This window comes from Nguyenibacter sp. L1, from assembly GCF_035199985.1.
Lineage (GTDB): Bacteria > Pseudomonadota > Alphaproteobacteria > Acetobacterales > Acetobacteraceae > Gluconacetobacter > Gluconacetobacter vanlangensis.
The window spans coordinates 3,200,696-3,219,289 of the sequence record NZ_CP127015.1; the positions used below are offsets into that span (position 1 = coordinate 3,200,696).

An 18,594-nucleotide genomic window follows, 5' to 3' on the forward strand; every position below is an offset into this window, starting at 1 on the left:
GCAAGGAGAGCCGACCATGACATTCGTGACGACCAAGGATGGCGTGAACATCTTCTACAAAGATTGGGGACCGAAGGACGCCCAGCCGATCATGTTCCACCACGGCTGGCCGCTCAGCGCCGACGATTGGGACGCGCAGATGCTGTTCTTCCTCGGCCAGGGCTACCGCGTCATCGCTCATGATCGCCGCGGCCACGGACGTTCGAGCCAGGTCGGCGACGGTCATGACATGGACCATTATGCGGCCGACGCCTCCGCGGTCGCCGAGTCCCTGGACTTGAAGAATGCCATCCACGTCGGTCATTCGACCGGAGGCGGCGAGGTCGCGCGCTATGTCGCCCGGTATGGTCAACCGCAAGGCCGGGTAGCCAAGGCGGTCCTGGTCAGCGCGGTTCCGCCGTTGATGGTCAAGACGGACCACAATCCCGGCGGCACGCCGATCGAGGTCTTCGACGGCTTCCGCGCGGCCTTGGCCGCCAACCGGGCGCAGTTCTTCCTCGATGTGGCTTCGGGGCCGTTCTACGGCTTCAACCGTCCGGGCGCGAAAATCTCGCAGGGCGTCATTCGGAACTGGTGGCGCCAGGGAATGATGGGGAGCGCCAAGGCCCACTTCGAAGGTATCAAGGCGTTCTCGGAGACCGACCAGACCGAGGATTTGAAAGCGATCACAGTGCCGACGTTCTGCATCCAGGGCGATGACGATCAGGTCGTGCCCTACAGGAACGCGGTCGAGCTGCAGGTCAAGCTGATAAAGTCCAGCACCCTCAAGGTCTATGCGGGGCTTTCGCATGGCCTGCTGACCGTGAATGCCGACCTCGTCAATCCCGACCTGCTCGCATTCATCCGTGGCTGAGCTTTGGTCCTGGACCGTTGAAGGTCCATCAAGTCGGCGCGAGGGGCACAGTGCCCCTCGCGTGCAAGTTTAGCCGCGGGGCGGACTTTCCGATCCGGCGGAATTTCCCGCCGTAACCGCTCATCTTTTGCCGCAAAATTGTGTTGGCAAACCGCTGCACAAGGTGAAATCATTACTCCTTAACACAGACCACCTATCATGATGGTGAGGCGACTCTGTCTTTCACCACGTCACGCCGCCGTTGCTTCCGAAGAGCGATCGTCGCCGCCAGGCGCAAGATGGCAAACCAGCTTGCCGGCCGCAGCTTGTCCAGTCCCACCAAAATTCTCGACGCCCGGACGAGTTGGTCCGCCGGGTAATCCTCCGGCAGCTTCGAGAGAATTTCCGTTGCTTTATCGCGGTTGCGCTTGGCCATTTCTCGATCGGCGCGCGCGAGCAACACGCGCAGTTCTGCCCTTGTCGCATCGGTGCAGTAGGCTGGCTGTCCTGGCTGTTGACGCCACGATTCCGCGAGGGAGCCGGCGTCGAACGCGTCGAACCCAAATGCCTCCACAAGAGCCATGGTGGCTCTGCGGCTCGCCAAATCATCGCCAGCGACCGGCAGTGCGATGCGGCGCCGGTCTCCTGCGGGCCTACATTGATCGACCAGCCGGGATGCAATGATGCTGTTGAACGCTTTGACCACCGGTACGCCGAGCTTTCGGGAGATCCATTGAGACTCCGGAAGGCCCTGGTCGATTTCCGGGATCGCCCCATCACGTCGCGGGTAATAATTGCCCGCATCGACAATGATCGCGTCGCCAGGAAGCGAGATGACGACCGATTTTGGCAGATCGGGAACACGACCGAACGGGATGGCAAGAACAAGGACCGCAGCACCCGCGGATATGTCCCTAATGTCGATGGGCTCGGCGCCTGTGCTTTTGGCGACATCCCGAAGGCTCGCCGGACCTCTCGAATTCGCAATCCGGACAACGTATCCGAGCGCGACAAGCCGCTTGGCCAGGCCTTGTCCAACAGGGCCAGCGCCGATAACGCCAATTTGCTGCATTTGGGTTCCCTTTCATAACTCTTGATAGTTACGAAGGTATACTGCTATGGGGTTTCCACAAGACGGCACGTTTTTGTGCTTCGGTTACAAGGAGAGAACCGATGCCACCGACGGCAAATGGACAGTCGCAGGCAGATGTGGAGCTGGTCGCTTCGTGCGCACCGCATGATGTGCTCACTCACCTTGGCGATAAATGGACGATTCTTGTGTTATCGATGCTCGCTCAAGCTCCGGACAATCGCGCGAGGTTTTCTGAGATAAAACATGGGGTGCGGGGAATTTCTCAGAGAATGCTGACTTTAACTCTGAGGATGCTGGAACGAAACGGAATCGTATCAAGACATTATTTTCCAGAAGTGCCGCCCCGCGTTGAGTATCAACTGACTTCCATGGGGAAGAGCATGCTGCATCCGATCGAAGTCTTTACGGGTTGGATCAAGGAGAACTGGCCGGCCATGGAGCAAGCGAGAGGTGTTTACGACGCTGCCGCGAGTGTCTCGAGTTGAGCCGATGCAGTTCAATGGTTTCTACCCGTTTTCAACTCATTTTTTGGAATTGTTCTCCTTAGACGGAACCACGAATTGTTCGATTCTGTCAGCAATTTTTTATTTATAGGCGAGCTCCCGGAACTCATCCGTGCGGTAGGAACGGCCGCATCCTGCTTGTGCCGCAAGGCACGGAGATCTCCGCGCGACATCCACCTATCATTCTCGTGTTTCGACGTCGCTTAGCCGGCGTGGCAAGTGGATTGCGCCAAGAAAGGTGAATGCGTGGAGGCCGCAGAGAATCAGAAACGTCCAAGCATATGCGCTCGAAATGGCGTGATCGGCGGCATGCGGTCCTAGCTTCCAGGCCAGGAAGGTTGCGCAAACGGTCGTCATTGTCGGGCCGCCGAGACGTTGAACGATGTTCAGCGAGGTCGTCGCCATCGGTATTTTCTGTCGGCTGACCGAAGCATAGGCTGCCGTCAGCGATGGCAGGCCCACCCCGCTCATACCCATGCCCCTCAAAAGCAGAGCGGGTATGAGCACCAACAGATTCAGCCCTTGGGTGGCGAGGTAAAGCATGGGCAATGTGGCGACGAGTGTCAGGAGAGCGCCCCCTGCGGACACGCGCCGAATGCCGAACCTATCCGTCAGTGCGCCCATGAAGGGATTGGTGAGCATCATGCCGATGCCCAGCGGCGCCAGCATCCAACCCATTTCGCCGGGCGTTCGGCCACATGCCTGGATGAGGAACGCCGGGATGAGCATTTGACCAGCGAACATGCCGCCGTTTGAGAGGAATTGCGTGATGGCCGCCGTGGAGAAGACCTTGCCTTCGAACAGGCGCAGGTCGATCAGCGCATCGTCGCCCTTTCGTCGCGCCGTCCACAAGAAGCCGACCATCATCGCGATTCCGCCTGCCAGAATGACGCGCCCCACCATGTCGTCGAGACGCTCGGAGCCGTACAGGAACAGAACCAAGCCGGGCGAGAGCAGCGTGAGACCGAACCAGTCCAACGTCCGTCGTGTCGTCTCATGCCGGTCGCTGGGCAGGAGCAGGACCACCAACACAAGGGCGACCGCCCCGACCGGCAGATTGACCAGAAACAGCCAGCGCCATGACGCATATTGCAGGATGGCGCCGGCGATGATGGGACCGAGGACCGGCGCCAGCAGGACCGGCAGCGCCATATAACCCGCTACGCGGGCCATGTGCTTGCCTGCGGCCCGCGCGATCATCATCTGGGTCATGGGCGCCAGGAGGCCGCCGCTGATGCCTTGCAAGACCCGGAATCCGATCAGCGAGGGTGCCGACCAGGCAAGGCCGCACAGTGCCGAGCAGAGTGTGAATGCCGAGAAGCACCACAGATAAAGCGCCTTGGCACCGATGCGGTCGACCAGCCATCCGTTCAACGGCAGAACCAGGGTGAGCGCCAACAAATAGCCGCTGGTGACCCACTGTATCGTCGACAGGCTGCTGTTCAGCGCCGTCGCAAGGCTCGACAGGGAGACGTTGACGATCGTCGCATCCAACTGTGCGAGTAAAGCCCCGAACAACGCGACGCCCGCAATTTTCCAGACCGAGGGATCGAGCCGATCACCCGCTCTATCAGCCGTTTCAGAAGCGTTCTGTTGCATGGCCGCCGTTGAACCGGCCGAAGTGCCGCGCCGAGAACAGGGAGATCAGGAATGCGCCGGCGCCCAGGGCGACCATGTCTGTCGTATTCCTCAACTGGAAATCCCCAACGCGGCAGACCAGCAGGTAGCCGACGACGATATTGAAGAAGCCCCAAAGCACATTGGTGGTCGAAGAGGACAGGCCTTGTCCTGGCGGCTTTGCGAATGGGCTCTGGAATGGCCGTCCCATCATACCGCTCACGACATGCGGCACCGCATTCGCCAGGAAGAAGCCCCCGAAGAAATAAGCAAGAAGTGGGAGCCAGGACATGTCAGGCGTCCCGTGTCGATAGGAGGTCGATAATGTCTTGGGTTGTGGCGGTCTCGCCGAGCTTTGGAAAAATCCGCTCAACGCTGTTGGCATGCGCCTCCGCGCCGAGGTCGGTCATGGCGTCGACGGCGAGGGTGACATTGAAACCGAGTTCGTGGGCCTGGCGTGCGGTCGACTCGACGCCGACACTCGTCGCGACGCCGCAGACCACGACGTGGGTGATGCCGGCGGACTTCAGGTAATCCTCAAGTCCGGTGTTGGTGAACGCTCCCCAAGTTTTCTTCGAAACAAGATGATCCTGAGGCTGCTGGTTCAGGTTCGGCAGCAATTCGGACCAGTCCGGCGGAAGGTCGCCGCCCGAACGGCTCTGCTCCGTCCGACCCGGCGCCATCCCGACGACATTGACCAGGATTACGGGAAGATCACGTTGACGGAAGGCGTCAGCCAAACGGCTGGCGTTCTTCAACACCTCAGCGAAGGGATGGGCGCTGGGCATCGAGGCGACGATCTTCTGGAGATCGACAACGATCAGGGCGGTTCTGGGGTCGAGTTGAGTCGCAGCCATGACGGCCTCCACGAATTCGATGTTTGATTGTTGCCGCAGACTGACCTGGGGCTCCGAGCGCATGAGGTCAGGTCTCGCCGACCTGCCGGATGACGGGGATCGCAGCGATGAGCGCTTCCCGTTGAGCCGGATCGAGTTTAGCGAGTGCGCGCACCAACCAGTCCCGCTTTATGGCGCGATGCTTCGTCCTCACCGCCGCGCCCGCCTCGGTTAGCGCGAAAAGTACCTGACGGCGGTCGGTCGGATGGGGCTGCCGTTCGACCAGCCCCTCCTGTTCGAGGCTTCCCAAGATGACGCCCATCGACTGCGGCTTCATCAGTTCGGCGCGCGCCAGGTCTGCCGTGTTCATCGGACCGCCCTGCTCGAGGCGCGACAGCACACCCATCTGCGAAAGAGCCAGCTCGGTCGGGTTTGCCTCGGTGCGAAGCCGTCGCAGCACCCGGCTGATAGCGGTCGTGAAATCCTTGGCGACGATTTCTAATGATCGGTCAGTTTCATCTGTCATGCCCGATGCATATTATAAGACAGACTAACTTGCAAGTTTATCTGTTGATTGCGATTGCCCTTGGTCTGGCCGCAGCACGGTCGATTGACGCGGCCCGGCGTTGGCTGCGGCATAGGCCACCGCCTCGTTGGCCTCATCCAGTCCGAATTTGGCAAGGCGATACGGACGCCGCATTCGGACAGTTCGGTTCACCGGCGATGAAGCGCACGACCGAAGGTCGATCTGCGACGCGGCCGGCGAGCCGATCGATTTGGTCCTGGATTTCCTGACAAAGTCTTCCAATGTCTCCTGACTGCGGCCGGTGACCGCGACCCGCCCCGCGCCCATCGCCCATGCCATCGCGACTCCTGCGCCGCCGAAGCCCCCGGTTCCGCCGTTGACGACAAGCGTCTCGCCGGCCTGCAGATTGCCTGCAAGTAGACCTCCGAAGGGAACCAACAGTCGGGCGAGGGCCGTCCATCGTCCGGCGTCAGTTGCCTCGATCTGACCGATTGGCGTGTCTCGCCGATCGGGTATCTGTCGGCCTGACGTATGTTGCTGGCCAAAGCCGCTCTCGTGTCGAGCAAGCGGCCAATGATGGAAGTGGCCGAGATCGCGGGTTATGGATCGGTCAGCGCGTTCAGCACCGCGTTCAGCCGCGTCACAGGATTGTCGCCGACGGTTTACAGCCAATTGGCGGCAAGCTGAGGCGAGTCTTCAAAATTGCCGCTGGCCGACCTTTCTGGAGACCCGACGCGTTCGCCGCAGTCAGCCGCCGTGAACCCGCAGCCATCCGGCGACGCGGTGGATCACCGGCTGTTCGATGCCATAGTAGCCGTGCGGCGATAGCGAGCCGCACGCGCTTTGCGACCGCTGGACGCCGCCGCTGACCGGTAACAACTGCACACTCGGAGAGTGGATCATGGCCGCGACGATGCGCTCTGCCATTGCGGGAGGCGCCACGTCGCAAGCATCGTCGCGGTTGGCGACGATCAGGGCGGGGACCCGCACGTCCTGCGGCCTGGCATCGAAGACGGTCTCCGTGCTGCGACGCCCGGGAACACTCACCGACTCGGTCAGCACCACGCCTGCAATCAGCCCAGGCCCAGCCCGGGCGGCGGCGTTCATCGCCGCGATCGTTCCTTGGCTGGTGCCGACCAGGAACACCGGCGCCTGAAACCGATCCCGAGCATAGCCAGCTACGTCATCCACCAAGCGGCCGTATGCGGGAGAACTGCGCACGCCGCGCAGGTTCGCCTGATCGATGGTGTCCGGGATCACCACGGCATAGCCCTTCGCCACCCAAGCCGCCCGCGTGCGGACGACGAAATTGTCGTCGTGCCGCGGATCGCCGTCGCGCCCTACGCCAACGTCGCCCGTTCCCCCCGGGAGCATGACCAGCGTGGCGCGCGGATGAATCGGCGCATCGAGCAGCACACGCTGGGGGACTCCATCCCCTAATGGCAGATCCACAACTTGTTCACCGGCGGCGGAGGTCGACCACGCCGGCTCGGGCTGCGCAAGGGCCGGAGCGGATACAGCAAGTAAGACTGTTGCGGCAGCGAGCAGCGAAAAGTTCAGCATGGCGAACTATCCCAGTCCTCCGTTTGTCGCTCCGCTACACCACTGAGGATGAACGACGAGGGTGGGTGCCCAAGAAGAGACTGGCGTCCCGAACCCCGCCTTCATTCGGCTACGATGGACGATAGCTGACGTGGATTCATGTAATCCCGGAAATGTACGACCTTGCCGTCCCGGGTCTTGATGAACCAGACGTAGGAGATTTCCCTGACCGCGTCGTCGGCAACGCGCCGGTGATGTCCCGTGGCTTCGACGATCAGTTCATCATCCGCTACCCGCGCCCGCACATCGCTGAGCGCGCCGAAGCGGAGGAGCGATGGCAACCGGCTCATATAGACCGCGATGGCGTCACGCCCGACAAGCTCACGCGGGGCGCCCTCGGGTGCAAATGGAAATTCGTGAACTGCCTCGGGCGCGTAAATCGTCATCCATCGCCCGATATCTCCCGCGCGAAGCCCTTCGAGCGCCTGTTCGAACCAGTCCGGCAAACAAGATGTTGGGGTCATGAGGCAACCTCGCTATAATTCGGACCATGGGTCCAACAGCCTCTTCTATATCGGACTATCAGTCCGAAACGCAAGCCGTGCGGCGTGGGCGTCGCCCGCTTTCACCTGTCGCGATGCTGGCGGCCGCCGACAGGCTGTTCGCCGCAAGCGATGTTCCGGGGAACGTGACGATGGACGCCATCGCGGCCGCTGCCGGGGTCGGCAAGGGGACGCTCTTTCGCGCCTTTGGCAGCCGTGACGGGCTTCTCGATGTGCTTTGGGCGTCTAAGATCGCGGCCTTACGCGAGGAGGTCGAGCGGGGTGCGCCGCCGTTCGAAGCCGCCACGACGCCAGAGGAGCGGCTTGTGGCGTTCCTGGATGCGGTTCTGACGTTCAAGCTGGACAACCGGCATCTGATCCGTGCCCGCGAGGTCGGCGCAGGTCTTCTGCAATCACCTCACTACCGCTGGATGCACAAGATCGCGCAAACGCTTATCGAAGATGCTACGAGCCCAACGACGGCGGACGACTCGCTCTATGTCGCCCACGCGCTGCTGGCCTCGCTGCATATCGATCTCATCGACGAACTGCTCGCGAGCGGTCTTTCGCTACAGGCGATCCGGCGCGCACAGGCCATGCGTGTCAGGGCTGTGGTCGACCACGCCGGCTCGGGCTGTGCGAAGCGCTCCGACCGACGATAGTAGGCCGGGGCCGGCGCTGGCTACTGCTGAGCCGGCGCCAGCCAACCCTTCCCCTGCGCCAGATCAAGCGTCAGATCCCAGTGGTCCAGAAAGCCGCGTCCGATATCGCCGTCCAAGATAAGGTCGCGAACGATCGCCGCATCCCGCACCGTCACACCGGGACGAAGTGGCATGGTGAGGGGCTGAGGCTTGTCCTCCCCCGCCTTCACGCCCACGAGATTCGCGACGTGGGCGGCGATCAGGGTCGGACCATTGTTGCCGGTGTCCAGTTCCATCCAGGCGGGGCCATCGGCTGTCGGCACGGCCACGTCCACGGTAAGGGCGGCGCCTTGTGCGTCGCGTACGGGCCGTACGGTGATCCCCTGAGCGGTCTTGATGCGAGCCTCTCGGCTAGCGCTGGTTTCCAGCACGAGGCGGTGAAGGTGCGACTGGATCGTCACGGTGTGCCCGGCAAAGAGGTCCAAGCCGATGCCGCCACTCAGGGGCTTCGTGCCCGGGGGTAAGAACTTCATGAGATCGACGATAATGACTTCCGGCGCCTTGGCCTGAAAACCGCCAGCCCGGAACGTGGCGGCGTTACAACGTTGGCTGTCCAGCCGCTCTCCAATCGCCCGAAACCCTGTGACACGTCCCCAGGGCTTGCAGCCGATAATGGCTGCAACCGTCGGTGTGACGGCGCTGACGCCCCAGCCGGTGTCAAAAAGAAAACGCCCGGGATGGCCATCGACGGTGTCTCCCGCCTATCGGTTTTTTGAGACACCAGATAAGCGCGTGAGGAATGCGCGAGGGTGTCAGAATGACGAACGAGTTGAAGAACGACGCGAAACGACCGGGGCATGGCGGACGCATGTCACGCCGCCGCAAGAAGGAGGCCGTGCTTCGTCTGCTGCGCGGTGAGGACATGGAGATGGTCTCGCGCGAACTGGGCGTGACGGCCGCAACCCTGAGCGGATGGCAGAGCGCCTTCCTTTCCGGGGGCGAGGCCAGTCTTGCGACACGTCAGACTGACGGTGAAACGCTGGAGAGCGATCGCCTCAAGGCAAAGCTCGGCGAGGTCATGATCGAGCGTGAACTGCTGCGTGAAAAGATCGCGGCCATGGAGGCTGGCCGCCCTTTGGCCCGTCGGAGGCTGCGGCCATGAGTGCGGCGGTCTCCCCCTCTTCCGGTCGCCCCTATGGACTGGCGGCGGTCTGCCGGGTCTGGAACATCAGCCGGGCGACACTCTACCGCCGCCGGACGCCCATGGAGGTGAGACCAGCCTTGCGGCGGCGCGGCCCGACAGGCCCCATGCCGGACGCCGAACTGGTCGGGCGCATCCGTGCGATCATCACGGCCAGCCCGTTTCATGGCGAAGGGCACCGCAAGGTCTGGGCAAGACTGCGGGTCGCGGGCGTACGCACGTCCCGTCGCCGGACGCTGCGCCTGATGCGTGAAAACGATCTGCTCGCCCCCTCGCGGACCGGCGCGCCGAAGGGACCGCGCAACCATGACGGCACCATCATCCCGGATGCCCTCGACATCATGTGGGGCACCGACATGACGTCGACATGGACGCAGGAAGGACAGGCCGCCGTCTTCATTGCCATCGATCATCACAGCGGCGAATGCGCCGGCATTCATGCCGCCCGGCGCGGCACCCGCTTCGAGGCCCTGGAGCCCATACGCCAGGGCGTGCGCCGCTGTTTTGGCGCATTCGCCGAAAAAGTAGCAACTGGACTTTCCCTGCGCCACGATCACGGCAGCCAGTATATGTCCGATGATTTCCAGAACGAAATTCGCTTCCTGGGCATCGAAAGCTCGCCGGCATTCGTCCGCGCCCCCGAGGGCAATGGCTGCGCCGAACGCTTCATCCGGACACTCAAGGAGAACCTGCTCTGGGTCCGGAACTTCGAGAACGTCGAGGATCTCCGACAGGCCCTGCTGGAATTCCGCGATCTATACAATGAAACATGGCTCCTTGAACGGCACGGGTTCATGTCACCGAACGCCGTGCGCGCCAAAGCTCTTTCCACCGCGGCTCTCGCCGCTTAGGCTCCAACCAGATGTCTCAAAAACCGAGGCCGGTACAGGTGACATCTAACGCCAACCCCACACCTGGCACTTCTTGCAAAGGCAAAACTTCGGGCGAGTCGGCCATGGCCGGCTCGCTTATCATGAACGCGCAGGCCAGAACTGCGGTAAATTTGGGAAGTTTCACGACGATCTCTTGCAATCCGTTGAACAGGAGGCGGGTACTCGCCTGCTGTGGTAAAGCCACTAGACTAGCTCAAGGGGAGGCAACAGGGTTAGTTCAGTTTGGCAATGCCCTGGCATGTACGGGTGACACTCATAGGCTTGCGCGCACGACCTGACTGTCAGGCGAAGTGAGAAAGTGACCCCCTGTCGCAATGAGGAACTGACCCCCCTTCGTTTTTGAGCGGGGCACCGATGACGGAAGAAAAGAGCATGATTTCCGCGTTGTCTGGAACGATGCGGGGAACGGGATGAACCGCCCCGGGATTGGCGGAGACTGGTTTGCACAAATTAGGCTGCCATAGGGACACGGTCTATAGCGGCGTAGAATTGTTGTTCGGCCTCGGCCGGCGTGATGTTGCCGATGGGCATCGAGGATGCGGCGGTTGTTGAACCAGTCCACCCCTTCCAGCGTCGCATATTCGACGACATCGAACGATCGCCACGGGCCGCGCCTGGCGCGATGACGGCGGCGTCGACTGGGGCTTCGGTCGCAATCGGGGGTTGGGGCTCTGAGATGATTCGCACCGCACTACAGCGTCGTCGCCTGCCGATGGCCCCATCAAAAAGGGCACGGACCTGACGCGCTTAAGCTTCCGCCTCCCACTGCCATGGAAGGCGGGCATTGTGCGGCTATGCGATGGCGTGAAGCTTGCCCGGCGCGGTCCATTCGGCGCCCTTCATGAAGTCGTCGTTGGGAGTGGCCGCCAGGTGGTTGGTGTAGTTGGAGATGAGCTTGGTGGCCGCCAGGACCAGCACATCGAGCACGGACTGGTTGGTGTAGCCCGCGGCCTTGAAGGCGGCCACGTCCGTCTCACTGACGACACCGCGCTGGCGGGTGATTTTGGCAGCAAACTGCCGCAGGGCCTCCAGCTTGCTATCGGCGATGGCGCGGCCTGCCCGGATCGCTTCGATATCGGCCGGGTTCACCTTTGCCATCTTAGAAAGATTGGTGTGCCCCGCCATGCAGTAGGTGCACTCGTTTTCGTAAATGATCGAGAGATAGGCGATATTCCGTTCTTGAGCGGTGAAGCTCGTCTTCTCCGCGATACCCCACAGAGTGGCATAAGCTTCCAGGGCGGCGGGACTTTCCGCGAGCACGCGGTGCAGATTGGGCACGAAGCCCCACGCCGCCTGGACCTCATTGAGGATTTGGGCCGACTCAGTGGGGGCTGTCGTCGCGTCGAGAAGCGTGAATCCGTTGATCATGGTGTGTCTCCGTTCGAGGAAGGCTGAGAGATGAGGGTGCGCCAGCACGGCCGGTCGCCTTGATCCGTCGACGAGCGCCGACGCGCTAGCCGCGGTGTTTCTGCTGGCCAAAGGTCAGAAGGCAGATTTGCCGATAGATGCGCCGCCATCGACATGCAGCGCCTGTCCCGTGACGAAGCCCGCATCTTCGGACAGAAGAAATGCGATCGCCGCGGCGATCTCGTCGGGCTTGCCGAAGCGCCGCATCGGCACCGCCGTAAGATAGCGGCGCTCCCCGTCGGAGCCCGGCGGATTATTGGCGCGGAAGAGTTCCGTCTCGGTCGGTCCCGGTGCGACGGCATTGACGGTAATCCCCGTCTCGGCAAGCTCCAGCGCCCAGCCTCGGGTGAAGCTGGTCAGGGCTGCCTTGGCGGCCGCATAGGCGGTCCGCTGAACGCTGCCGAGCACGGTCAAGCTGGTGATATTGACGATACGTCCCCAGCCGCGCGCTTTCATGCCGGGCAGAAACACCTGGGCGCTTTGTACGGCGGGATGAAGATTGACCCGCATCACCTCATCGAGCGTCGGGAGATCGACCGCTCCCAGCAATTGCGGGCGAACGAGGCCGACATTGTTGACCACACCATCGACCTCGAAACGGCCGCTGAGATCGGTCAGCACCGCATTGGTCGCGGCACCGTCCCCGAGGTCGATGGGCACAAGCTCGCCCGGAAAGTCGTCGGTCCGGTGGCGGGCGATGCCGATGACGTGGTGCCCAGCTTTAACCAGGCGATGGGAGAGCGCCAAGCCTATGCCCTTGCTGGCGCCGGTGACGAGGAACGTACGAGACATCAATTTGCACTCCGTCCGAGGCTCCGGGCGTGTTGAAGATCGGAGCCCGCGTTTCCTCAGGCCGTGGCACGCGCCGCGTGACGAAGCGCGGGCAGCATGCCCGCGGGTTCAGGACGGCGTGTGTAGTCCGGGTTCACCTCGGCGTAGAGGATGACACCGTCCTGACCGATGACGAAGCGGCCCGGCATCGGCAGGGTCCAGCTGTCATCGCCATTGAAGGACGGCAGATCGTTCTTGAGCTCCTTGTAGAGGTCGACAAGATAGTCAGGCATGGCAAAGCGCAGACCAAAGGCGGCGGCAACATCGTTGTGCTCGTCCGAGAGGATCGGAAATGAAAGCTCGTTCTGGCGGACCGACTTTCGGCTGTTCACCGAGGTTTGCGGTGAAATGGCAATCAGGCTCGCGCCGAGCTTTTCGAAAGCCGGGAGCGCCTCCTGAAGCGCCTGCAATTCCATGTTGCAATAGGGGCACCAGACACCGCGATAGAAGCTCACGACCAGGGGGCCATGGGCGAGCAGATCGCGCGAGGAGACCGGTTTGCCGTCCGGGTCGTTCAACGTGAACGCGGGCATCTTGTCACCGGCCTTGAGCGCGCGGCCGGCAGCGCCCGAGGCGATCAATTCCGCCGTCGCCCGATGCATGGTCTCGATCACCGAATAGGGCACGTTATACGGCGGCTTGCCCGCTTCGAAGTCGCCCTTGAAGGCGTCGAGCTTCTCTTGAAGGGTCATGATGGCGCTCCCTGATTGGCGTCTTGATGTGACGAGAATGATGTGCCCCGGTGGGGCTGCGTAGGCGGCTTCCCCGAATAGGCGTTATTCCTGAGAGGAATGCGGATCAGGCTGCGTCTGCGCGGAAGGGGTAATCCGTGTAGCCGCGCTGATCGCCGCCGTAGAAGGTCGACCGGTCATAGCGGTTGAGCGGCAGAGAGAGCCGAAGGCGCTCGGGAAGGTCCGGGTTGGCGATAAAGGCGCGGCCGAAGGCGACGGCATCCGCGCGGCCCGTGGCGATCGTTCGATGCCGTCGAATATGCGACGCTGGAAGGGGTGGACTGGTTCAACAACCGCCGCATCCTCGAGCCCATCGGCAACATCACGCCGGCCGAGGCCGAACAACAGTTCTACGCTGCTATAGACCGTGTCCCTATGGCAGCCTAATTTGTGCAAACCGGTCTCCGCCAATCCCGGAGCGGTTCAGTTGCGTGGTGCGCTGGCTGACCTCGGCCGATGGACGATCGAGATCGTCAAGCGCAGCGATCGGGCCGAAGGCTTCGGCGTCCTGCCGAAACGCTGGATCGTGGAGCGCAGCTTTGCATGGCTCGGGCGCTGCCGCCGCCTCACGAAGGATGTCGAGGCAACAATCTCGCATATCCGCAGAGTTCTGCGGAAAATCAATCAGACCGCTTTCTGATTCAGGCTCTAAGAGACTGATATCAATGGAACAGATATCAAGGCATGGTCGCCCGGGGATTTCCGACGGCAGGCGAAGTCGAAGTGCGACATGAATGACGGCATCTTAAGCCGACCGCACCGGCTGGGCTGCCACGGACCTGCGTTTATCATTTTCCCCGACCAGATTTCCAATCAGGTTTCGGACCCAGCGGTGGCCTGCATGCCCATGACATCTCTCGTGCCAAATCAGGCTGACATTGAATTGCTCACCTAGCCAGGGCAGGTCAACCATCGTGAACTTTTCTGATTGTCTAAGAAATAGCCGCCTGGGCACGAGTGCAACCAAATCGCTGTCTGAGACGATCTCCGGCAGGAACAAAAAGGAGGCCGCTGATACGACGACGTTGCGTCGATAGCCAAGTGTCGCCAAAGCGCTGTCCACTGGCGTTTCGAAGCCACCGCCTTGCGGTGAGACCACGACGTGTTCCAATTCGACATATTCGTTTATTGTCATGCCCGATTTCAGCCGAGGATGACTGTGCCTTCCTACGAGGACATAACTTTCATCGAATAGGTGGTACGTCCGCAAGTGCGGGGCCGACCGTTCGGGAGTAGCGATAACGAGATCGACTTCTTTATTCCCCAATTGCTGCTCGATTAGCTCGGGTACCAGATGCCGTACCGCCACCCGTACTCCCGGCGCCGCCTGCCGGAGAGCCAAGACGAACGGCATCACCACTGCTGCCTGGATGTAGTCAGAACAGCCGATCGATACGGTCAGTTCTGCCTTGCCTGGATCAAAGTCCTGATGAGAATGTAGCGCGTTGCGCACGTGATCCAGCGCGTCTCTCAGTTGCGGCGCAAGTTCGAGTGCCTTGGCGGTCGGGATCATGCCTCGACGCGTCGGGAGCAGAAGCGGGTCGTCAAACAAATCCCGAAGCCGTGCCAGTTGCGCGCTTACAGCCGGCTGACTGAGATGCAGTTTAGTTGCCGCTTTCGTGACGTTTTGTTCGGCAAGCAGCACTTCGAGTGTCGCCAAGAGATTGAGGTCGATGCGACTGTCATCCACGCCGTCTATTCCTGGTCGCCGTTTAATCGATTTCATATATGATGGTCGTGGCGCGACACGTCAACGGCTTGGGCCGCTTGACCGGAAGCTGTCTGTGTTCGCGTCGGACCGCTTGTGACGAAAGCGATCGGCGCTGTTCTCACGATTGGTAGATGACCGCCAAACTGGAGCGTGTTGAGCCGCGCCTCGGCGACGGGCCAATGCACGCCCCGTGCAAGTGCCGCAAACGTCGCGATCAGCGACTAGATATCCGTCATTTGGATACCATGGGTTAAGATAATCGATTTCACAAATCTCTGTCAGATGCCCACGTTGATGCTCGTCGGGCTTCCAATCCCGAGCCGGAGGCATCGAGTGATCTTAGTCAGCATCCCATACCCGAATAGCCTAGCGCGCGGTTTGGCGCGAATCGCTGCCACGACAAGCATTCTGCTCGTGATCGAGGAGCCTCGCCGCGCCATCGACAGCGTAAGTGTCGAAATCGATGTCGGCACCACCGAGCCCAGCGCGCCGCGCAGGCGCGCAAATTTCTCGAAGATGTCCGTGTCACCGGCGCGCAAGCCCTGACGAGAAATTGATGCCGATCGGCAACATCAATCAAGCGGACAAAGCTCCCAACAACTACGGAGATCATTTCGTGAGAAGAAATATTCTCGTTGTTTACGCGCACCCTGAACCCACCTCGCTGACACGGCAGTTGGTCGACGTGACCGCTGAGACGCTGTCGGCGGCGGGGCACACCGTAGTCCATTCGGACCTCTACGGCATGAAGTGGAAGGCGGTGTACGACGCCGATGACTTTCCGACGCGCGACAACCCCGAACGGCTGTCGTTCATCATGGAATCGGGCCATGCTTACGCAAGCGGGCGTCAGACGCCAGACGTGATCGCCGAGCAGCAGAAGCTGCTCGAGGCCGATGCTGTGGTCCTACAATTCCCGCTGTGGTGGTACGGCGTGCCCGCGATCCTGAAGGGCTGGATAGAGCGGGTCTATGCCTTCGGTTTTGCCTACGGCTATCAGAATGGCTCCAACGAGTTCCGCTTTGGCGAGGGCATCCTCAAGGGCAAGCGAGCGTTGGTCAACGTGCAGGCAGGCGGCCCAGTGGTCGATTATGGCCCGCGGGGTATCAACGGGCCGATCGAGCAACTGTTGTTCCCGCTGACTCATGGCGCGCTGTTCTACCCCGGCATGGACGTGCTCCCGACGCACGCGGTCTATAGCGCGGGTCAAATTTCCACGGCGGAAGAAGTGGAGGCGATCAAGGCAGCATGGCGTGTGCGTCTCGCCGGGCTATTCACCGACACGCCGATTCCCTTCCGGTCGCAAAACGGCGGCGACTTCCCCGATCGCCACACCATGGCCGACCATGTTGCGCCGGGCCAAACCGGCCTCGTCGCGCACTTTGCCGATCTGGTCGACGTATAAAGAGCAACACCGATGTCGCCTGCATTGATCGCGCTTGCCGTGGCGGCCTTCGCCATCGGCACTACGGAATTCGTCATGATCGGGCTTATCCCGGATGTCGCGCGCGATCTTACGGTAACGATACCCCAAGCCGGTTTGCTTGTGACTGGCTATGCCCTGGCCGTGACCGTTGGTGCGCCGACGATCACGGCCCTTACCGGGAGGTTTCCCCGCCGCGGGCTTGCGGTTGGGCTGATGGGCCTATTCACGCTCGGTAATCTGCTTGGCGGCGCCGCGCCGACTTATGAAGTGCTGCTGGCCGGGCGGATCATGACCGGAGTGGCGCACGGCGTGTTCTTCGCAGTCGGCGCGCCGATTGCGATGAGCTTGGCGGATCGTGAGCGCGGCGCGCAGGCGGTGGCGATGATGTTCGCAGGGCTCACCCTTGCAATGGTGATCGGTGTCCCGTTCGGCACAATCGTCGGACAGAGCCTTGGGTGGCGCGCACCGCTGCTGGCGGTGGCTGTGCTCGGATGCCTCGCGACAGCGCTATTGCGACTTTTGTTGCCGCGGGAAATCCCCCACGCTCGGCCCGCCGGATTGCAGTCGCAGTTCGCCGTACTGGCGAAGCCCCGCCTCCTGGCGCTCTATTTCATCGCCATGACCGGGTTCGGCGGATCATTCGTGGTTTTCACCTTTCTCGCGCCGCTGCTGATGGAGGTCACCCGTGTGTCTCCGGCCGCAGTCAGCTTGGCGCTTATGGCATTCGGCGCAGCTGCGATGGTCGGGAATTTTGGCGGGGGCCGGCTTAGCGATGCACTCGGCACGCGGCGCGGCCTGACAGCAGCGCTGGTCGGTCTTGTCCTGGCGCTTGCGGCGCTGCCCTTTTCGGCTCCGCACGTCCTGACAATGTTCGCCAACCTTCTCCTCTGGTCTGCCTGCTGCTTCTGTCTTGGCCCCATCGTTCAGTCGGGCGTGGTCGCGGCCGCGGAAGAGGTCGCGCCCGACGCGGTCGCGACTGCTTCGGGCTTCAACATCGCCGCGTTCAACTTCGGCATCGCAACATTCTCGGCGATCGGCGGTCTGCTCGTGGCCGGCCCCGGTATCATGACGACGCCCTGGGGGGGGGCGCAGCTGCTGGCTGCGCTGCGCTTGTCGCCAGCTTGTTCGTCCGCTCACGGCAACCGGGGCGCATGCCGATTTCCGGAGAAAGGTCCGGTCCTGTAGTCCGATCAACCATTAATGAAAGCACTGTCTTATGAAAACCTACGTCGTGCGCACCCCCGGCGGTTTAGACCGTCTCGAAATCGTCGAGCGGGATGATCCGGGCGAGCCCGGACCCGGCGAAGTACGCGTGGCGATCCACGCGACCTCGCTCAATTTCCATGACTTGCTCGTCGCTAACGGCGGTATCCCTACCGAAGATGGTCGTGTCCTCATGGCGGATGGCGCTGGCGTTGTCGAGGCAGTGGGCGCAGACGTTGCCGAATTCACCCCGGGCGATCATGTCGTTTCGACTTTCTTTCCGCACTGGATCGCCGGCAGGCCCTTCACCGCAGTCGGCAACTTCGCGGGGACGCCAGGCGATGGGATCGACGGCATGGCGGCGACGCATGTCGTGCGCCCTGTCTCGGCCTTCACCCGGGCGCCCAAGGGCTGGAGCCATCCCGAAGCCGCGACTATTACCACCGCCGGGCTTACCGCTTGGCGCGCGCTCGTCGTCGACGGCGCGCTGCAGGCGGGTCAAACCGTGCTGACCATGGGAGGCGGCGGCGTGTCAATCGCCGCACTTCAACTCGCCAAAGCGATGGGTGCGAATGTAGTAGCCACCTCCTCCTCAGACGAAAAACGCGAGCGCCTACGCGCGCTCGGGGCAGATCACACGATCAACTACAAAGCCACGCCCGAATGGGGCAACGAGGTCTTGCGGCTGACGGGCGGAGAAGGCGTGAGCCATGTCGTCGAAATCGGCGGGCCGGGCACCTTGCCACAGTCGGTCAGGGCCACACGGGTTGGCGGGCATATCGCGCTGATCGGCGTGCTTACCGGGCGCGAGGGCCAAGTGCCGACGATGGAACTGATGCGCAAGCAAATTCGCCTGCAGGGATTGATCGTCGGCAGTCGGCGCGATCAGCAGAATTATATCGCAGCGCTTGAAGCGACCGGCGTCCGTCCCGTCATCGACCGCAGCTTTGCATTCGGGGAGTTGCCCGAGGCCTTCGCCTATCAGCTGAGCGGCGAACATTTCGGCAAGATCTGCGTCGAATGGTGAGGGGTGAAGCCTCTTTTCGCGCAGAGGCGGCC

General features: G+C 62.0%; 21 protein-coding genes and 6 pseudogenes. 10 read left to right on the top strand and 17 right to left on the bottom strand.

All coding sequences use genetic code 11. The features are described 5' to 3' along the window. Positions 1–16: 16 nt before the first annotated feature. On the top strand, positions 17–853 hold the full coding sequence (locus QN315_RS14325; RefSeq protein WP_323989973.1) for an alpha/beta hydrolase: 837 nt from the start codon (positions 17–19) through the stop codon (positions 851–853). A gap of 196 nt (positions 854–1,049) precedes the next feature. Here the strand turns inward: QN315_RS14325 and QN315_RS14330 are convergent, their stop codons facing one another. Next, positions 1,050–1,904, bottom strand: a complete 855-nt coding sequence (locus tag QN315_RS14330; RefSeq protein ID WP_323989974.1) for an NAD(P)-binding domain-containing protein — start codon at positions 1,902–1,904, stop codon at positions 1,050–1,052. 101 nt (positions 1,905–2,005) lie between these two features. Between QN315_RS14330 and QN315_RS14335 the strand changes: the two genes are divergently transcribed. Then, a complete protein-coding gene (locus tag QN315_RS14335; RefSeq protein ID WP_323989975.1) occupies positions 2,006–2,410 on the top strand; it encodes a helix-turn-helix domain-containing protein in 405 nt (134 codons plus the stop codon). A gap of 198 nt (positions 2,411–2,608) precedes the next feature. Here the strand turns inward: QN315_RS14335 and QN315_RS14340 are convergent, their stop codons facing one another. The 5 genes from QN315_RS14340 to QN315_RS14360 are packed head-to-tail and all read right to left on the bottom strand — an operon-like array spanning position 2,609 to position 5,746. Continuing rightward, complete coding sequence (locus tag QN315_RS14340) at positions 2,609–4,027, bottom strand: DHA2 family efflux MFS transporter permease subunit (protein WP_323989976.1); 1,419 nt, start codon at positions 4,025–4,027, stop codon at positions 2,609–2,611. Continuing rightward, a complete protein-coding gene (locus QN315_RS14345; RefSeq protein ID WP_323989977.1) occupies positions 4,008–4,337 on the bottom strand; it encodes a hypothetical protein in 330 nt (109 codons plus the stop codon). The genes QN315_RS14340 and QN315_RS14345 overlap by 20 nt, the downstream gene beginning before the upstream one ends. Before the next feature lies 1 nt (position 4,338). Then, a complete protein-coding gene (locus tag QN315_RS14350) occupies positions 4,339–4,965 on the bottom strand; it encodes a cysteine hydrolase (protein ID WP_323989978.1) in 627 nt (208 codons plus the stop codon). Positions 4,966–4,969: 4 nt separating this feature from the next. Beyond that, positions 4,970–5,407: a MarR family transcriptional regulator gene (locus QN315_RS14355; RefSeq protein ID WP_323989979.1), complete on the bottom strand. Its 438-nt coding sequence runs from the start codon at positions 5,405–5,407 to the stop codon at positions 4,970–4,972. A gap of 24 nt (positions 5,408–5,431) precedes the next feature. Further along, the gene (locus QN315_RS14360; protein ID WP_323989980.1) at positions 5,432–5,746 is read right to left on the bottom strand and encodes a hypothetical protein; all 315 of its coding nucleotides are present in this window, start codon (positions 5,744–5,746) and stop codon (positions 5,432–5,434) included. Positions 5,747–5,938: 192 nt separating this feature from the next. Between QN315_RS14360 and QN315_RS14365 the strand changes: the two genes are divergently transcribed. Continuing rightward, positions 5,939–6,094: a helix-turn-helix domain-containing protein gene (locus QN315_RS14365; protein WP_408904531.1), complete on the top strand. Its 156-nt coding sequence runs from the start codon at positions 5,939–5,941 to the stop codon at positions 6,092–6,094. A 60-nt stretch (positions 6,095–6,154) separates the two neighbouring features. On the opposite strand, the gene QN315_RS14370 is transcribed toward QN315_RS14365, so the two are convergent. Both QN315_RS14370 and QN315_RS14375 read right to left on the bottom strand, forming a co-directional pair. Then, positions 6,155–6,970, bottom strand: coding sequence for an alpha/beta hydrolase (locus QN315_RS14370; RefSeq protein WP_323989982.1), 816 nt, complete (start codon positions 6,968–6,970; stop codon positions 6,155–6,157). A 101-nt stretch (positions 6,971–7,071) separates the two neighbouring features. Next, positions 7,072–7,473 carry a nuclear transport factor 2 family protein gene (locus QN315_RS14375; RefSeq protein WP_176638454.1) on the bottom strand — a complete coding sequence of 134 codons (402 nt, stop codon included), beginning with the start codon at positions 7,471–7,473 and terminating at the stop codon, positions 7,072–7,074. Positions 7,474–7,586: 113 nt separating this feature from the next. Here QN315_RS14375 and QN315_RS14380 point away from each other — a divergent pair, with 113 nt between their 5' ends. After that, positions 7,587–8,153, top strand: coding sequence for a TetR/AcrR family transcriptional regulator (locus QN315_RS14380; protein WP_176638453.1), 567 nt, complete (start codon positions 7,587–7,589; stop codon positions 8,151–8,153). Between the two features lie 20 nt (positions 8,154–8,173). Here the strand turns inward: QN315_RS14380 and QN315_RS14385 are convergent, their stop codons facing one another. Both QN315_RS14385 and QN315_RS19610 read right to left on the bottom strand, forming a co-directional pair. Beyond that, on the bottom strand, positions 8,174–8,617 hold the full coding sequence (locus tag QN315_RS14385; RefSeq protein WP_323989984.1) for a hypothetical protein: 444 nt from the start codon (positions 8,615–8,617) through the stop codon (positions 8,174–8,176). Positions 8,618–8,659: 42 nt separating this feature from the next. Beyond that, positions 8,660–8,872, bottom strand: a pseudogene (locus QN315_RS19610) (aspartyl protease family protein); the annotation flags it as partial. A gap of 77 nt (positions 8,873–8,949) precedes the next feature. Here QN315_RS19610 and QN315_RS14390 point away from each other — a divergent pair. Continuing rightward, positions 8,950–10,184: pseudogene (locus QN315_RS14390) on the top strand (IS3 family transposase). Between the two features lie 16 nt (positions 10,185–10,200). Here the strand turns inward: QN315_RS14390 and QN315_RS14395 are convergent. The 6 genes and pseudogenes from QN315_RS14395 to QN315_RS14420 all read right to left on the bottom strand — a co-directional run. Beyond that, complete coding sequence (locus tag QN315_RS14395) at positions 10,201–10,350, bottom strand: hypothetical protein (RefSeq protein WP_323989985.1); 150 nt, start codon at positions 10,348–10,350, stop codon at positions 10,201–10,203. A 326-nt stretch (positions 10,351–10,676) separates the two neighbouring features. Continuing rightward, positions 10,677–10,842 (bottom strand): annotated as a pseudogene (locus QN315_RS14400) (IS3 family transposase); the annotation flags it as partial. 176 nt (positions 10,843–11,018) lie between these two features. After that, positions 11,019–11,594 (bottom strand): carboxymuconolactone decarboxylase family protein, encoded by a 576-nt coding sequence (locus QN315_RS14405; RefSeq protein ID WP_176638451.1) that lies wholly within the window; start codon positions 11,592–11,594, stop codon positions 11,019–11,021. 114 nt (positions 11,595–11,708) lie between these two features. Next, complete coding sequence (locus tag QN315_RS14410; protein WP_218064105.1) at positions 11,709–12,425, bottom strand: SDR family oxidoreductase; 717 nt, start codon at positions 12,423–12,425, stop codon at positions 11,709–11,711. A 56-nt stretch (positions 12,426–12,481) separates the two neighbouring features. Further along, positions 12,482–13,156: a peroxiredoxin-like family protein gene (locus tag QN315_RS14415; protein ID WP_323989988.1), complete on the bottom strand. Its 675-nt coding sequence runs from the start codon at positions 13,154–13,156 to the stop codon at positions 12,482–12,484. Positions 13,157–13,262: 106 nt separating this feature from the next. Beyond that, a pseudogene (locus QN315_RS14420) lies at positions 13,263–13,436 on the bottom strand (alkene reductase); the annotation flags it as partial. Between QN315_RS14420 and QN315_RS14425 the strand changes: the two are divergent. Further along, positions 13,415–13,582: pseudogene (locus QN315_RS14425) on the top strand (IS3 family transposase); the annotation flags it as partial. The pseudogenes QN315_RS14420 and QN315_RS14425 sit on opposite strands and share 22 nt — an antisense overlap. A 37-nt stretch (positions 13,583–13,619) precedes the next feature. Further along, a pseudogene (locus QN315_RS14430) lies at positions 13,620–13,835 on the top strand (transposase); the annotation flags it as partial. A 105-nt stretch (positions 13,836–13,940) separates the two neighbouring features. On the opposite strand, the gene QN315_RS14435 reads toward QN315_RS14430, so the two are convergent. Then, entirely contained in the window at positions 13,941–14,885 is a 945-nt protein-coding gene (locus tag QN315_RS14435; RefSeq protein ID WP_323989990.1) for a LysR family transcriptional regulator, read from the bottom strand. A gap of 577 nt (positions 14,886–15,462) precedes the next feature. On the opposite strand from QN315_RS14435, the gene QN315_RS14440 reads away from it, so the two are divergent. Genes QN315_RS14440 through QN315_RS14450 form a run of 3 tightly spaced genes read left to right on the top strand, consistent with a single transcriptional unit; the run spans position 15,463 to position 18,562 of the window. Continuing rightward, on the top strand, positions 15,463–16,311 hold the full coding sequence (locus QN315_RS14440; protein WP_323989992.1) for an NAD(P)H-dependent oxidoreductase: 849 nt from the start codon (positions 15,463–15,465) through the stop codon (positions 16,309–16,311). 12 nt (positions 16,312–16,323) lie between these two features. Continuing rightward, the gene (locus QN315_RS14445) at positions 16,324–17,517 is read left to right on the top strand and encodes an MFS transporter (protein ID WP_323989993.1); all 1,194 of its coding nucleotides are present in this window, start codon (positions 16,324–16,326) and stop codon (positions 17,515–17,517) included. A 31-nt stretch (positions 17,518–17,548) separates the two neighbouring features. Further along, positions 17,549–18,562 (top strand): NAD(P)-dependent alcohol dehydrogenase, encoded by a 1,014-nt coding sequence (locus QN315_RS14450; RefSeq protein WP_323989995.1) that lies wholly within the window; start codon positions 17,549–17,551, stop codon positions 18,560–18,562. The last annotated feature ends 32 nt before the right edge of the window (positions 18,563–18,594 follow it).

Excerpts from the sequence above, each read along its gene's own strand:
- QN315_RS14325 (WP_323989973.1), top strand. The coding sequence starts at position 17 with ATGACATTCGTGACGACCAAGGATGGCGTGAACATCTTCTACAAAGAT.
- QN315_RS14330 (WP_323989974.1), bottom strand. The coding sequence starts at position 1,904 with ATGCAGCAAATTGGCGTTATCGGCGCTGGCCCTGTTGGACAAGGCCTG.
- QN315_RS14335 (WP_323989975.1), top strand. The coding sequence starts at position 2,006 with ATGCCACCGACGGCAAATGGACAGTCGCAGGCAGATGTGGAGCTGGTC.
- QN315_RS14340 (WP_323989976.1), bottom strand. The coding sequence starts at position 4,027 with ATGCAACAGAACGCTTCTGAAACGGCTGATAGAGCGGGTGATCGGCTC.
- QN315_RS14345 (WP_323989977.1), bottom strand. The coding sequence starts at position 4,337 with ATGTCCTGGCTCCCACTTCTTGCTTATTTCTTCGGGGGCTTCTTCCTG.
- QN315_RS14350 (WP_323989978.1), bottom strand. The coding sequence starts at position 4,965 with ATGCGCTCGGAGCCCCAGGTCAGTCTGCGGCAACAATCAAACATCGAA.
- QN315_RS14355 (WP_323989979.1), bottom strand. The coding sequence starts at position 5,407 with ATGACAGATGAAACTGACCGATCATTAGAAATCGTCGCCAAGGATTTC.
- QN315_RS14360 (WP_323989980.1), bottom strand. The coding sequence starts at position 5,746 with ATGGCATGGGCGATGGGCGCGGGGCGGGTCGCGGTCACCGGCCGCAGT.
- QN315_RS14365 (WP_408904531.1), top strand. The coding sequence starts at position 5,939 with ATGTTGCTGGCCAAAGCCGCTCTCGTGTCGAGCAAGCGGCCAATGATG.
- QN315_RS14370 (WP_323989982.1), bottom strand. The coding sequence starts at position 6,970 with ATGCTGAACTTTTCGCTGCTCGCTGCCGCAACAGTCTTACTTGCTGTA.
- QN315_RS14375 (WP_176638454.1), bottom strand. The coding sequence starts at position 7,473 with ATGACCCCAACATCTTGTTTGCCGGACTGGTTCGAACAGGCGCTCGAA.
- QN315_RS14380 (WP_176638453.1), top strand. The coding sequence starts at position 7,587 with ATGCTGGCGGCCGCCGACAGGCTGTTCGCCGCAAGCGATGTTCCGGGG.
- QN315_RS14405 (WP_176638451.1), bottom strand. The coding sequence starts at position 11,594 with ATGATCAACGGATTCACGCTTCTCGACGCGACGACAGCCCCCACTGAG.
- QN315_RS14410 (WP_218064105.1), bottom strand. The coding sequence starts at position 12,425 with ATGTCTCGTACGTTCCTCGTCACCGGCGCCAGCAAGGGCATAGGCTTG.
- QN315_RS14415 (WP_323989988.1), bottom strand. The coding sequence starts at position 13,156 with ATGACCCTTCAAGAGAAGCTCGACGCCTTCAAGGGCGACTTCGAAGCG.
- QN315_RS14440 (WP_323989992.1), top strand. The coding sequence starts at position 15,463 with ATGCCGATCGGCAACATCAATCAAGCGGACAAAGCTCCCAACAACTAC.
- QN315_RS14445 (WP_323989993.1), top strand. The coding sequence starts at position 16,324 with ATGTCGCCTGCATTGATCGCGCTTGCCGTGGCGGCCTTCGCCATCGGC.
- QN315_RS14450 (WP_323989995.1), top strand. The coding sequence starts at position 17,549 with ATGAAAACCTACGTCGTGCGCACCCCCGGCGGTTTAGACCGTCTCGAA.